10 protein-coding genes are annotated in these 13,610 nt (G+C 74.5%); 2 read left to right on the forward strand and 8 right to left on the reverse strand.

What is annotated here, in order from left to right; translation table 11 throughout:
* Window positions 1–57 precede the first annotated feature (57 nt).
* Complete coding sequence (locus tag AC0HI0_RS17760; RefSeq protein WP_480933486.1) at window positions 58–684, reverse strand: helix-turn-helix transcriptional regulator; 627 nt, start codon at window positions 682–684, stop codon at window positions 58–60.
* Between the two features lie 167 nt (window positions 685–851).
* On the opposite strand from AC0HI0_RS17760, the gene AC0HI0_RS17765 reads away from it, so the two are divergent.
* The gene (locus AC0HI0_RS17765) at window positions 852–2,123 is read left to right on the forward strand and encodes a COG1470 family protein (protein WP_480933487.1); all 1,272 of its coding nucleotides are present in this window, start codon (window positions 852–854) and stop codon (window positions 2,121–2,123) included.
* Between the two features lie 89 nt (window positions 2,124–2,212).
* Here the strand turns inward: AC0HI0_RS17765 and AC0HI0_RS17770 are convergent, their stop codons facing one another.
* From AC0HI0_RS17770 to AC0HI0_RS17795, 6 genes are all read right to left on the reverse strand, one after another.
* The gene (locus AC0HI0_RS17770; protein WP_480933488.1) at window positions 2,213–3,586 is read right to left on the reverse strand and encodes a GH1 family beta-glucosidase; all 1,374 of its coding nucleotides are present in this window, start codon (window positions 3,584–3,586) and stop codon (window positions 2,213–2,215) included.
* 8 nt (window positions 3,587–3,594) lie between these two features.
* Window positions 3,595–4,407, reverse strand: a complete 813-nt coding sequence (locus AC0HI0_RS17775; RefSeq protein ID WP_480933489.1) for a carbohydrate ABC transporter permease — start codon at window positions 4,405–4,407, stop codon at window positions 3,595–3,597.
* Between the two features lie 3 nt (window positions 4,408–4,410).
* Window positions 4,411–5,334, reverse strand: a complete 924-nt coding sequence (locus AC0HI0_RS17780) for a carbohydrate ABC transporter permease (RefSeq protein ID WP_480933490.1) — start codon at window positions 5,332–5,334, stop codon at window positions 4,411–4,413.
* Window positions 5,318–6,583: an extracellular solute-binding protein gene (locus tag AC0HI0_RS17785; RefSeq protein WP_480933491.1), complete on the reverse strand. Its 1,266-nt coding sequence runs from the start codon at window positions 6,581–6,583 to the stop codon at window positions 5,318–5,320. Before AC0HI0_RS17785 ends, AC0HI0_RS17780 begins: the two co-directional genes overlap by 17 nt.
* A 117-nt stretch (window positions 6,584–6,700) precedes the next feature.
* Window positions 6,701–6,868: a hypothetical protein gene (locus tag AC0HI0_RS17790; protein WP_480933492.1), complete on the reverse strand. Its 168-nt coding sequence runs from the start codon at window positions 6,866–6,868 to the stop codon at window positions 6,701–6,703.
* A complete protein-coding gene (locus AC0HI0_RS17795; protein ID WP_480933493.1) occupies window positions 6,865–7,200 on the reverse strand; it encodes a hypothetical protein in 336 nt (111 codons plus the stop codon). The genes AC0HI0_RS17790 and AC0HI0_RS17795 overlap by 4 nt, the downstream gene beginning before the upstream one ends.
* A 241-nt stretch (window positions 7,201–7,441) precedes the next feature.
* Here AC0HI0_RS17795 and AC0HI0_RS17800 point away from each other — a divergent pair, with 241 nt between their 5' ends.
* A complete protein-coding gene (locus AC0HI0_RS17800; protein WP_480933494.1) occupies window positions 7,442–11,050 on the forward strand; it encodes an ATP-binding protein in 3,609 nt (1,202 codons plus the stop codon).
* 129 nt (window positions 11,051–11,179) lie between these two features.
* Here AC0HI0_RS17800 and AC0HI0_RS17805 read toward each other — a convergent pair whose 3' ends face one another.
* Window positions 11,180–13,477 carry an eCIS core domain-containing protein gene (locus AC0HI0_RS17805; protein WP_480933495.1) on the reverse strand — a complete coding sequence of 766 codons (2,298 nt, stop codon included), beginning with the start codon at window positions 13,475–13,477 and terminating at the stop codon, window positions 11,180–11,182.
* Window positions 13,478–13,610 lie beyond the last annotated feature (133 nt).

Here is a 13,610-nt window from a genome sequence, read left to right on the forward strand (position 1 = left end):
CGAGGTCCGCGCGGGCAGGGACGGGGCGGCCGGCGGGTGGGTTCGGGCAACCCGGCCTCAGATCAGGCCGTGCCGCATCACGTAGCCCACGGCGTGGGCGCGGTTGCGCAGGTTCAGCCGGGTGGTCACCTCGTGCAGGACGTTCTTGACCGTCCGCTCCGAGAACGACGTCTTGACGGCGATCTCGGTGGTGTCGAACCCTTCCGCGACCAGCCGCAACATGCTCACCTCGCGCGAGGTGAGCGTCGACAGGGTGGGTGCGTCGGGGTCCAGGACGGTGCGCTGCAACCGGCCGACGTGGTCCAGCAGCCTGCCCACCAGGTCGCCGGGCAGCACCGCCTCCCCCTTCGCCAGCGTCAGCACGGTCGCGACCAGGCGGTCCTGGTCGGCCTCGGCGCGCCGCACCACCGCCGACACCCCGCAGTCGACGGTGAGCTGCAACGCGTCCTGGTCGAACCGGCCCACGACCACACCGGTGCGGGTGGCGGACGACCGCCGCAGGCCGCGCAGCACGCGTGCCGCCGCGTCGTCCACCTCGTCCACCACGACCAGCGCCACGGCCGCGTGCCGCTGCTCTGCGACGGGGAGCACCTCGACCTCGGGTCGCGGGCGCAACTGGCAGACCACCCCGGTGCGCAGCACCGGGTCCTCGGCGTAGACGGCGACCGGGATTCTCGTCGTCATGCTGGGTCCCTTCCACGACGGCGGGCCGAACCGGCCCAGGTGGCACCATCGTGGTCCGCCGACGCGGCCCGGGGCGGGCGCGGAGGTCGAGTGGTGCACTGGTTTGCCCGCACACTGCCCTTTTCTCCCTGCCGGGCGGCGGTCCGGCGTCCCTACCGTTGCGTGGCGTGACCGCAACGACGGAATTCGGTCTCCCCACGGTGGTCGTGACGCCCGGCCAGGAGACCAGCACGACGATGACGGTGCGCAACGACAGCGACATCGTCGAGGCGTACGAGTTCGAGGTGGTCGGCGAGTGCGCGCCGTGGACCGGTGTCGAGCCCCGGCGGCTGTCGCTGTACCCCGGCACGTCGGGTCAGGTGACAGTCCTGCTGCGACCGCCGCGCTCCCCGGCGGTGCGCGCCGGCGAGGTGCCGCTGGGGGTGCGGGTGCTGCCCGCCGAACGACCCGAGTCGGTGGTGGTGACCGAGACGACGGTCGTCATCGAGCCGTTCTCCGCGCAACGCGCCGAACTCGTCCCGGAACGCCGCCGCGCCTGGCGCAGTGCCCGCTACCACGTGGAGCTGCACAACGGCGGCAACACCCCGGTCTCGGTGACGCTGACCGCGCCGGAGGCCGACGACCGCCTGACGCACACGGTGCCGAAGCGGCCCGCGACGGTGGAGCCGGGTGAGCGCGCGGAACTGGAACTGCGGGTGCGGGTCGGCAAGCTGCTCTGGTTCGGCAAACCCGAGCACTGGCCGCTGCGCCTGGACGTGGCGGCCGTCGCGGGCGACGACACCGCCCGGCACGAGCCGGAGGGCGAGCTGATCCAGCTGCCGGTGTTCCCCCGGTGGCTGCTGGCGCTGCTCGCCGCGTTGCTGGCGCTGGTGCTGATGTGGCTGCTGCTGGTGCGCCCCGCCGTGCGCAGCGCCGCGCGGGAAGCGGCGGACGGTCGCGCGCAGGAGATCGCCCAGGCCGAGCGCGAGCAGCCGGGCACCGGGCAGAACCCGGGCCGGGGGCAGGGCGACCAGGGGCAGGGCCAGAAACCCGGGCAGGGCCAAGGACAGGGCCAGGGCAACGTGGTGGGCGGCGGAACCCAGTTCTCCCGCACCATCGAGGTGCACACGGCCGGCGGCGGGCAGGGCGTGGGCACGGACACCGTGGCCGACCGCAAGGTCTTCCGGATCACCGACCTCGTGCTGGGCAACCACCAGGGCGACGAGGGCGTGCTCACCGTCGCGTTCGGCGACCGGACGCTCCCGCCGATCGCGCTGGAGACCTTCCGCAACCAGGACTACCACTGGGTGACGCCCATCGAGGTCCCGCAGGGCGCGGCCGTCACCGCGACGGTGAGCTGCACCAAGCCCGGCACACCCGCCAGCGGGCAGCAGGCTCCGGACTGCTTCCAGGTGGTCAACGTCAGCGGCGTGCTCGCGGACCTGCCGGAGGGCAACTGACCACCCGCGAGACGACCGGGCGCGGGCCGTCCGGCTCCGGGCGGTCGGACGGGAACGCCGGCCGGGTGATCCCGGCCGGCGTCGGCGGTTCAGGCCGACGGGACCGCGTTGCGCGCCACCACTTCCGCGAAGAACCGCCCGCTGTCCTTGACCGTCCGCCGTTGCGTGTCGAAGTCGACGTGGACCAGGCCGAACCGCTGCGTGTACCCCAGGGACCACTCGAAGTTGTCCAGCAGCGACCAGGCGAGGTAGCCGCGCACGTCCGCGCCGCGCGCGATCGCCGCGTGCACCGCGCGCAGGTGCTCGGCCAGGTAACGCGTCCGCCGGGTGTCGCGCACCCGGCCGTCCGGGTCCACCACGTCGGTGAACGCCGACCCGTTCTCCGACACCACGAGCGGCACGCCGCCGTAGTCGGCCAGCCACACCAGCAGTTCGGTCAGCGACTCCGGGTGCTGCTCCCACCCCATCGACGTCAACGGCCCGCGCGGCGGCAGCACGTCCACCCCGCGCAGACCGGGGAGCGCGCAGTTGCTCGGGATGTCGGGGTCGGACAGCGGCACCACGCGGTTGGGCGCGTAGTAGTTGACCCCGATCCAGTCCACGGGCGCGGCGACGACCTCCAGGTCGCCGTCCCGGATCGCCGGCTCCAGCGCGCGCAGGTGGGCGACGCCGTGGAGCACGTCGGCCGGATAACCCCGGCCCAGCACCGGGTCGAGGAAGAACCTGTTGTGCAGGCCGTCGAACCGGCGGGCGGCTTCGCGGTGCGCGTCGTCGGCCGAGTCGACCAGCGCGGGCGAGAGGTTCAGCACGAACGACAGCTTCTGCCGCGCCCCGCCGAGTTCCCGCAGCGCGCGCGTCGCCGTCCCGTGCGCCAGCAAGTGGTGGTGCGCCGCGACGAGAGCAGCGCCCGCGTCGCGCAGACCCGGGGCGTGCACACCGGTCCCGTAGCCGTGGAACGCGGAGCAGAGCGGCTCGTTGAGCGTCGTCCAGTCCACCACCCGGTCGCCCAGACGCCCGTGCACCACGCACGCGTAGTCGGTGAAGCGCCCGGCGATGTCCCGTGCGCCCCACCCGCCCACGTCCTGCAACGCCTGGGGCAGGTCCCAGTGGTAGAGCGTGACCAGCGGACGGATGCCGCGGTCGAGCAGGGCGTCCACCAGCCGGTCGTAGAACGCCAGCCCGCGCGGCTCCACGGTCCGCCCGTCCGGCATCACGCGCGGCCACGCCGTGGAGAACCGGTAGGCGGGCATCCCCAGCTCGCCCAGCAGCGCCACGTCCTCCAGGTGGCGCCGGTAGTGGTCGCAGGCCGGGTCCCCGCCCACGCCGCCCAGCACCGCGCCGGGCACCTCGGCGAAGGTGTCCCAGATGGACGGTCCACGGCCGTCCGCGCACACCGAGCCCTCGATCTGGTAGGCCGCCGTCGCGGCGCCCCACAGGAAGTCCGACGGGAAGACTTGTTCCACTTGCCACCTCACGGGTTGACCCGGCCCCGCAGGAGGCCGGCGACCAGTTTCCTCGACAGGAGCGCGAAAACCACGACGACCGGCAGCGTGCCGAGCACGGCGCCGGTCAGCACGAGGGGGTAGTCGGTGTAGTAGCCGCCCGCCAGGCGGGACAGCGCGACCTGCACCGTGGGCGACTCGACCGGGTCGAGCACCACGAGCGGCCAGAAGTAGTCGTTCCAGGCGGCCAGGAACGTCAGCATGGCCAGCACCAACGCGTGCGGGCGCAACGCGGGGAGAACGACGTGCCAGTAGGTCCCGGCCGGTGAGCAGCCGTCCACCCGGGCCGCGTCGACCTGCTCCCGGGACACCGCTTCCCGGCACGCCTGGCGCATCCAGAACACCCCGAACGCGCTCACCAGCCCCGGCACCACCACCGCCTCCAGCCGCCCGTACCAGCCGAGTTCCCCGACCAGCTCGAACAGCGGCACCACGCCGAGTTGCGCGGGCACCATCGCCGCGCCCAGGACGAGCCCGAACAGCACCCGCCTGCCCCGGAAGCGCAAGTGCGCGAACGCGAAACCCGCCATCGTCGACAGCAGGACGTTGGACGCGGTGACCGTGCCGGCCACGATCGCCGAGTTCACCAGCGCCGCGTGGAAGTCGGCCACCTCGAACACCCGGCGGACGTTGCGCCACAGCTCGCCCCCGGGCAGCAGCGGCGGCACCCGCGCGGACATGGCGGCGTTGTCGTGCGACGCCACGACGACCGCCCAGTACAGCGGGAACAGCGAGCCGACCAGGAGACCCGCGCGGGCGGCCGCCCCGAACACGCGGCGCACCCGTCACCCCCGCCCGACGAGCCGGCGCACCAGCAGGGCGTTGACCGCCGCGAACACCGCGCACAGCAGGAAGAGCACCCACGAGATGGTGGCGGCGTACCCGGCGTCGAAGCGCTCGAACCCGTGCTCGTACAAGTACATGACGAGGGTCTGGAACTGCCGGTCGTTGCCGCCGGTCCCGCCGCCGCCGACCAGGCCGCCGCCGAACAGGCGCGGCTCCGCGAACAGCTGGAGCCCGCCGATCGCCGACACCACCACCGTGAACAGCAAGGTGGGCCGGATGCCGGGCAGGGTCACCGACCGGAACGCCCGCAACCGCGACGCGCCGTCGAGCGCGGCGGCCTCGTACAACTCCCGGGGCACGGTCCGCATGGCCGCGAGGTAGATCAGCGCGTTGTAGCCGGTCCACCGCCAGATCACCATGATCGCGACGCCCAGGTGCGCCGACCACGCGTGCGCCTGCCAGTCCAGCGGGTCCGCGCCGAGCCACGACAGCACCCACGCCGCGAACCCCTGGTCACGCCCCAGCAACTGGGTGAACACCAGCGCGACCGCCACCACCGGAACCACGTTGGGCAGCAGCACGACCGCGTGCCACGCCGTGCGCGCGCGTCGCGGCCGGTCGAGCAGAACCGCGATCCCCAGCGCCGCGACGATTTGCGGCACGGTGGACACGACGAAGATGCTCGCGGTGTTGGCCAGCGCGTTGTAGAAGTGCGGATCGGCGAGCAGGTCGGCGTAGTTGGCCAGGCCGGTGAACCGGACCGGTCCGGTGAGCAGGTCCCAGCGGTGCAACGACATCCACGCCGTGCGCAGCAGCGGGTACAGGCCGAACACCGCGAACAGCAGGAAGAACGGGGCCACGAAGAGGTACGGCGTGATCCGCTCGCCCGCGCGGAGGGCGCGGCGGCTACCGGAGGGCGTCACGGGCTTCGCGGACTGCCTGCTCCCACGCCTGCTCGACGGTCTGCGCGCCGTCCTCGACGCGTCCGAGCGCCCGCCCGAACACCGGTCGCACCTCGGCGTCGCGCACGCCCCGGTGGTTGGGCCGCACGGTGTCGGAGGAGGCGGCGAACAGCCTGCCCAGCGGTGCCTCGCCGAAGTACGGGTCCTTGTGCTCCAGCACCGCGCGATCGTGGTACACCTCGGGTTGGCTGGGCAGTATGCCGTCGCGCACGAACAGCTTGCGCTGCTGTTCCGGGGCAGTGAGCCACTCCGCCAACCGGTACGCCTCCGGCTGGTGCGCGCCCTGCGCCGGCACCGTCAGGTAGGAGCCGCCCCAGTTGCCGCCGCCGCCCGGGATCGCGGTGACGTCCCACCGGCCCGCGCCGCCGGGGCCGGCCGCGTCCTTGATCTGGGCGAGCATCCACGCCGGGCAGGTGACGGTGGCGAAGCCGCCCTGGTTGAGCGCGGCGTTCCAGGGCTGCGTGAACGTGGCCACCTTCGCCGTGCGCCCCTTGGCCCCGAGCGCACCCGCGAGGCCGAACGCCCGCTTCACGTTGGGGTTCACGTCGGCGATGAACGAGTCGTCGGCCTTGGCGAAGTAGTTCTCCTCCGCCTGGTTGATCACCGCCGTGTAGACGGTGTTCACCGAGTCCGCGAACCGGGTGTCGGCGACGCGCCCGGCGAACAGGTCCGCGACGGCCGCGTAGTCCTCCCACGTCGGCCACAGGGCGGCGACCCGTTCCCGGTCGGTGGGCAGGCCGGCGCGCTCGAACAGGTCGCGCCGGTAGCACATGGCCAGGCCGCCCATGTCGGTCCCGAGGCCCAGCACGGACTTCCCGTCGTCGGACACGCCCTGCGCCCACTTCCACGGCGCCCAGCGCTCGCGCAGCCGGTCCGCGCCGAAGCGGGACAGATCGGCCAGCCGGTCGGTCGCCTGGCGCAGCCGGGGCATGTACTGCTCCTCGACCGCGACCACGTCGGCCGCGCCCCGCCCGGTCGCCAGGGCGGTGATCAAGCCCTTGTGGTGGGTCTCGTAGTCGGCGACCCGGCCGACGACCTCCACCTCCGGGTGCGCCCGCTCGTACTCCTCGAACAGCGGCCCGTAGCCGAACTCGCCGAACGTGGCCACGGTGAGCCGGAGCCGACCGCCCGCGCCCGCGCCGCCGCCGCACCCGGCGACCGCCAAGACCAGCACCACGACCAGGCACAGTGCTCGACCCGCCCGCTGCATCAGGACCCCCTCCGCACCCCTCCGAGTGCGCCCCATCGTCGTACCGGCACGACCGGCGGGACCGGGTCGCGCGCGGTGTCTGCCCTTCCTCACCCGATGGTTGCCCGAAAGGGCCGTTCACCCCGCGCGGGCCCGCCGGTTCCACTCGTCCAGCAGGGCGTCGATCCACGCCGCCAACAGCCCGGCGGTCACCGCGTCCCCGCACGCGAGGGCGAGCCGCAACTCGGCTCCGGCGCTGGTCAGCTCGCCGACCAGGTCCAGCGCCCGCAGTTCCGGCCCGGTCACGCGCGCCCCGACGCGATCCGGAACGCCTCGACGTACTTGGGCAACTCCACCAGCGCGCGCTCCCACGTGTCGGCGGCGATCTGCCCGACGAACACCGCGTCCACCGCGAGGCGGTCCACGTCCGGTCCGATCCCGCCGGTCCGGCGCAGCCACCGGGACAACTCCGCCCGGCGCACCCTGACGCGGATCACCTCCAGGGTGTGCTCCAGTTCGGCGACGACCCGGTCGGCCTGCTCCGGCGACATCACCAACCGCCCCTCCCTGGCCAGTTCGAGCAGCAGGTCGCCGACGAACACCTCGGGAGCGCCGTGCGCGTTCCGCTCGGATCGCATCTCCACCGCACCTCCGCACGGGACCGACGACGTGCCACGAGCCCATCACGTGGTGGCCGCGACGCCAAGGATCGCGGGCGGGTTCTGCCCCTCCGTACCCTCTCGCTGCCTGCGCCACCGGGCGTACCCGTGCTCCGGACGGGTGAGCGCCGGGAACGTCCCGCGCGCCCGGGGTGTTGGATGGTCGACGGGGCCGAGTGCGGGGGTGCGGGTGTCGACCACGTCTGCCGAGGGATTGCGGGTGAGCGTGCTGGGGCCGGTGCGCGCCTGGTCCGGCCCGGTCGAGCTGCCGCTCGGGCACGCCCGGCAGCGCGCGGTGTTCGCGGTGCTGGCGACCCGGGCGAACCAGGTGGTGTCGCGGCACGAGCTGGTCGACGCCGTGTGGGGCACCGAGCCGCCCGCGAGCGTCGTCGGCAGCCTGCACACCTACGTGTCCGGGTTGCGGCGCGTGCTGGGGGCGCACCGGGCGTCGCTCGAATCGCGGTCCACCGGGTACTCGCTGCGGCTGGCGGACGGCGCGGTGGACACCGACCTGTTCGTCCGGGCGCGCGACGAGGGCGGCCGGTTGTCGGCGGCGGGGCGGTGGGCCGAAGCGCGGGAGGCGCTCGGCGGCGCGCTGCGGCTGTGGCAGGGCACCGCCTACGCCGGCGTGTCCGGCCCGTTCGCCGAGCTGGAGCGGCAGCGGCTGGCCGAGCTGCGGCTGGCCGTCGCCGAGCAGCACGCCCGCGCGCGGCTGGAGCTGGGCGAGTACGCCGAGGTGGTCGCGGACCTGACGGGGCTGGTCGCCGAGCACCCGTGGCACGAGGCGTTGCGCGGCCTGGTGATGCTGGCGCTGCACCGCTCCGGCCGGCGGGCCGAGGCGCTGGAGGCGTACCGGGAGGCGCACCGCGCACTGGTGTCCGAGCAGGGGGTCGGGCCGGGTCCGGCGCTGCGGGAACTGCACCGGCGCATCCTGGCCGCCGCGCCGCGCGAGCGGGGGGCGCGCGAGCTGTTCTCCGTGCCGCCGCGCCTGGCGCGGGTGCGCGCGCCGGGCGGCGTGCTCGTCGGGCGGGACGAGGAGACGGCGCTGCTGCGCGAACTGGTGTCCGACGTGCTGGCCGGGCGCGGGACGGCCGTGTGGATCGAGGGCGAGGCGGGCATCGGCAAGTCCGCGCTGCTCGCGGTGGCGCTGGCGGACGCGGGCGAACGGGGCTGCCAAGTGGCCTGGACCGCCGCCGACGAGCTGGGCAGGCGTGACCCGCTGCACGTGGCCGCGGAGTGCCTGGCGGTGTGCGCCGACTCGCCGGACCCCCGGCGGGCGGAACTGGCGGCGCTGCTGCGCGGCGACTCCGGCGTGGACGACCCGGTCCCGGTCGCGCTGAACCTGCTGGCGGCGCTGGTGGACGAGGCGTGCGCGACCGGGCCCCTGCTGCTGGTCGTCGACGACCTGCACTGGGCCGACGACGCCAGCGTGCTGCTGTGGCACCGGCTGGCCACCGCGACCCGGCAGCTCCCGCTGCTGCTGGTGGCCGCGACCCGCGCGGACCCCGGCCGGCCGGAGCTGGCCAGGGTGCGCCGCGGCGTCGAGGCGCGCAACGGGCACGTGCTGGCGCTGAGCCCCCTCCCGCAGGCCGACGCGGAGGCGCTGCTCGCGAGCGTCGTGGGCGCGCCGCCCGGTACCGCGCTGCGCGAGCTGGCCCGCCGCACCGCGGGCAACCCGCTCTACCTGACCGAGGTGGCGCGCTCGCTGGTGCGCGGGTCCTCCGTGCGGGTGGTGGACGGTGTCGCCGACGTCGACCCGTCCGCCGTCGAGGAGGTGCCGCGTTCGCTGCTGACCGTCGTGGAGCGCACGCTCGACGTGCTGTCCGACGAGACGCGCGAGGTGCTCACGCTCGCGGCGCTGCTGGGCGCGGAGTTCCGGGTGGCGGAGCTGACGGCCGTCACCGGCCGCTCGCCGCTCGAACTGGTGGGCGCGCTGGAGGAGGCGTTGACCGCGACCGTGGTCGTGGAGGTGGGCGACGACCTGGCGTTCCGGCACCCGTACCTGCGGCAGGCGTTGCACGAGGGCGTGCCGGGCTCGGTGCGGGCGGCGCTGCACCGGCACACCGCCGAGGTGCTGGCCGGGATGGGGCTGCCGGCCGACCGGGTCGCCGGGCACCTGGTGGCCGAGGAGATCCCGCCGGACGGCTGGGTGGTGCGCTGGCTGGCCGAGCACCACGGCGCGGTGGCCGCCCGCGCGCCGGCGGTCGCCGCCGACCTGCTGCGCGCGGCCGTGGACACCGACCTGCCGACCCCGCGGCAGCGGGCGAGCCTGCTCGCCGCCCTGGCCAGGGTGCAGTTCCGGCTGGGCCGGTTGCCCGAGGCGGACGCGGAACGGGCGCAGGCGCTGACCGCCGACCCCGCGCAGGCCGCCGAGATGCGCCAGTTGCGGGCGGCGATCCGGCACCGGCGCGGCGACACCGCGACGGCCGTCGCCGTGCTGGGCGAGGCGCTGGCCGTACCGGGCGTGCCGGAGATCTGGCGGTTCCGGCACGTGGCGCTGCTGGCCGACTTCTCCCGCGGCGACCTGTCCGACCTCGACCAGGCGGAGCGCTCAGCGCGGCGGGCGCACGCGGACTCGGTGGCCGCGGGCGAGCCGCACGCGGTCGCGCAGGCGTCCCAGACGCTGTGGCTGGTGCACTCCGTCCGACGTGACCACGAACAGGCACTGCGCCACGTGGACGACGCGCTGTCCAACGTCGGCGACCGCCCCGCCCTGGCCGAACTGCGGCTGGACCTGCTGGACAACCGGGTGTTCAGCCTCCAGAACCTCGACCGCCTGCCCGAGGCCGAGGAGGCGGTGCGCACGGCGCGCCTGGTCGCCGCACGCCACCACCTGCCGACCGCGCTCCAGGTGACGGCGGCCGTGCACCACCACTGGACCGGCCGGTGGGACGAGGCGCTGGCCGAGCTGGACACGGTCACCGAGGACGGGCCCGGCAGCACGTTCTTCGGCCTGCGCGAACCCGGTCCCGCCGCACTGCTCGTGCGCGGCGTGGCGGCGCTCATCGCCGGGCACCGCGACGACCGGGCGGCCGCGACGGCGTGGCTGGGCGGCACCGACGCGCCCACGACCCCGGCGGAACGGGAGAACTGGGACTTCCACCTGGTCGCCTCGGCGCTGGCGGCCGAGCAGCGCGACCGCGTGGACGAGGCGGTCGCACGCCTGGAACCGCTGCTGCACCGGGACTACGCCCCGATGATGCTGCGCCACCAGTGGCTGCCCTACCTGATCCGGCTGGCGCTGACGGCGGGCGACCGCGCGACGGCGCTGCGGGCGCTCGCCGTCGGCGAGGACGAGGCGGCGAAGGAGGTGCTGCCCGCCCGCGCGTCCGCCGCACTCGCCCACTGCCGGAGCCTGATCTCCGGCGACCCGGACCCGGTGCTCGGTGCCGCGGCCCACTACCGCGAGGTGGGGCGGGTGCCGGAGTGCGCGGCGGCCTGGGAGGACGCGGGCGTGCTGCTGGCCGCCACCGGTCGCGCGGACGAGGCGTCGGCCGCGTTCGCCGAGGCGGTGGAGCTGTTCGGCGGCCTGTCCGCGCGCTGGGACGTCGTGCGCGCGCAGAACCGCCGCCGGGCGGCCGGAGTCCGGCGCACCGGACCGGACACCCGTTCCCCGGCCCGGACCGGGTGGCACCTGCTGTCCCCGCTGGAGGTCCGCATCGCCCGGATGGTCGCGGCGGGCCTGTCGAACCCGGACATCGCCGAGGAACTCGCCCTCCCGAGACGGACGGTGCAGTCGCACGTGTCGCGCCTGGCGGACAAGCTGCACACCGGTTCGCGCGCGGGCATCGCCGAGCACGTCCAAGCGAACAAGCCGCCACACGCCTGATCTCCCGGGACGGCCACGCCCGGGCACTGCCCTGTCACACCCCGAGCCTGCGCTCTTCGCATCCCGGTTGTGGGCAAGGTGAGGGCGTTGTCGTCCGATCCCAGGACTCCTCGCCGACGGACCGGCGGCTCACCTCATGGCGAGGGTGAGCGCTCCGGTGACCGTTTCGCGGTGTGTCTGGTGGAACGTGCGACCGGGACCGTACAGTCCGAAGTACCACATGCGGGTCGCGTTCGGCTTCCCGCGACGGTTGTAGTTCTCCAGGGTGACCACGTCGTCGCCGTCCTTGAGCACGACACCCGCGAAGTGGTACGCCCACGGCGGTTTGGCGCCCGACTCCCGGTCCGTCTCCTGTTCGGCCCGCGACCGGCCACGCGTGGAGTAGATCGCCAGCGCTTCGCCGACCCGTGCGTCCGCGGCCTCGTTGATGCCCAACCTGGCGTCCCGTTCCGGATCGGACCGGTCGTAGGGCCGGTAGCGCGACTTGGCGAGCATGGCCATGCTCTCCGCGGTGGTCGTGATGGTCTTCGCGCTCGCGTCCGACGGCTCCTGGTCGAACACCCCGGCGTCCTCCAGCCGGTCGACCAGGAGCTGTTGCAGAGCCGGGTACGTTTCGAGCTGATGGGACTCCATCGCCCTCAGCAGGGCGCTGATGTGCTCAGGCGGCATGCCCGCGCCGGTGAGCACGCCGCGGGCCTCCCTCATCGCGGGCCTGACCTCCCCCTCGTGCTTCTCCTCGATGTCGATGTCGATGTCGACGCCCCGCCAGCCGAACAGCAGGTACCCGCTGTCGTTGGGGAGGCGGCGGGCGAGGTTGCCGGGGGTCATGCCCGGTCGGGTGACCAGGCGGGGGTAGGAGGTCAGGCCGATGACGTCGTCCGGCTTCTGCTCGTGCTCCACGCGCTCCGCCCCGTCCTCGTCCGGGGCGAGCAGCACCTTGTCCAGCGACTTGCCCGTGACGACGCGGGCGACCTCGATGCACTGGTCCACGCTGAGCATGTCCTCGTCGCCGCGCTCCTGGCCGGCCGCCACGATCACCGGCTTCCACTTCAGGAGCCCACGACCGGCCAGCTCGCCGGGCACGTCCCCGTCCGCCGGCCGGAGCCGCACGGCCGCGCCCGATGCCGCGAGTTCCGCGTTCGCGTTGGCGATGACGGACTCCACGGCGTAGAGGTCCTTGGTCTGCGAACGCCTGCCGACCGCCACGTTCCCGTTCGTGGAGTAGATCCACGGGTTGCCGTCCGACCCGCTGTCGGAATCGCTCTCGCTCAGGGTGACGTTCTCCTCGATGTCCCTGTCGCTGAAGAACTCCTCCTCGCTCTTCTCACCGTCCCCCGGCGACGGGGCGCGCTCGGACGGGGCACGCTCCGAGGGCGCGCGCACTTCGTCCGCCACGTCTGCGCCACCGGGGCGTTCCACCACCGGGAGCACCTCGGCGTCCTCCTCCACGAGGCCCGGCGCGGGACCGACCGCCGAGGGGTCGGCTCCCTCGCCCAGGACGCGGGCCACCCGACGCGCCAGGCTGTTGACGTGCGCGCCGCGGAAGCTCTTGCTGCCGCCGGCCTTGGCGGTCTGCCAGTCCCGGGCGGCCTGCTGGACGGCGCGCAGCAGGTCCGGGTGGTGCGAGGACGGGTCGGCGGCCTCGGCGCGCCGCCACGCGTCGACGGCGGCGTCCACCCGTTGCAGCTCACCGGACCGCCCCGTGGTGAGCGCGAAGAAGGACTGGACCTTCCACCGGCGCGCCAGGTCGCGCAGGGCGAGCTGCGCGCCCGGCGGATCGCCTTGCGCCCGCTGGACGGCCGTTCCCGGTGCGCGCTGAACCGCGCCGGACGGTTCCGCCGCCGCGCGCTGCGCCGGTGCCCCGGCCCGTTCGGACATCACCCGGTGCGCGGTCCGCTCCGCCTCGCGCTCGAACCGGTCCGCCGGGTCCGACACGCTCAGGCCCGACCCGTTGTCCGTGCCCGACACCGGACCCGAGCGCTGCTGCATCACGTGCACGAGTTCGTGCGCGAGCGTGTGCCGGTCACCGCCGCCGTCCCCCATCACCACGTGGGTGCCCGACGTGTAGGCCCGCGCGCCGATCTCGGACGCCGAGCGCCGGGCCGCCGCGTCGGCGTGCACCCGCACGTCCGAGAAGTCCGCGCCCAGCCTGGACTCCATGTCGCCCCGGGTCGCCTCGTCCAGCGGCCGCCCCGACGAGCGCAGCACGTCCGGCACCGTCGAGCGCTGGAGGGCGGGGCCGTCCGCTGCCGCCTCGGGCCGGCCGGCCAGCAGCTGGGCGACGGCGGCGTTGCCGACGCTGCGTTGCAGCGCGTACACCCCGGCGGGCGTCACGTGGTCCAGCGATGCGGGCACGTCGGTGTCGCTGGTCGGCACTTGCCGCTGCTGCGGCGGTTCGGCCTGGTCCTTCTTGTCCTGACTGCGCATCAGCTCTCCACGGGACCGGGGGTGGGCACTCACCTGGATACCCGCGCAGGCCGTGCCACGACAGGACCTGGAGGGCAACGCACGGGCACACCGGTTGCCCCGAAACCGGTCGCCTCGGCGGCGTACCACGCCA

It is taken from the genome of Saccharothrix sp. NBAS 001 (assembly GCF_056640475.1).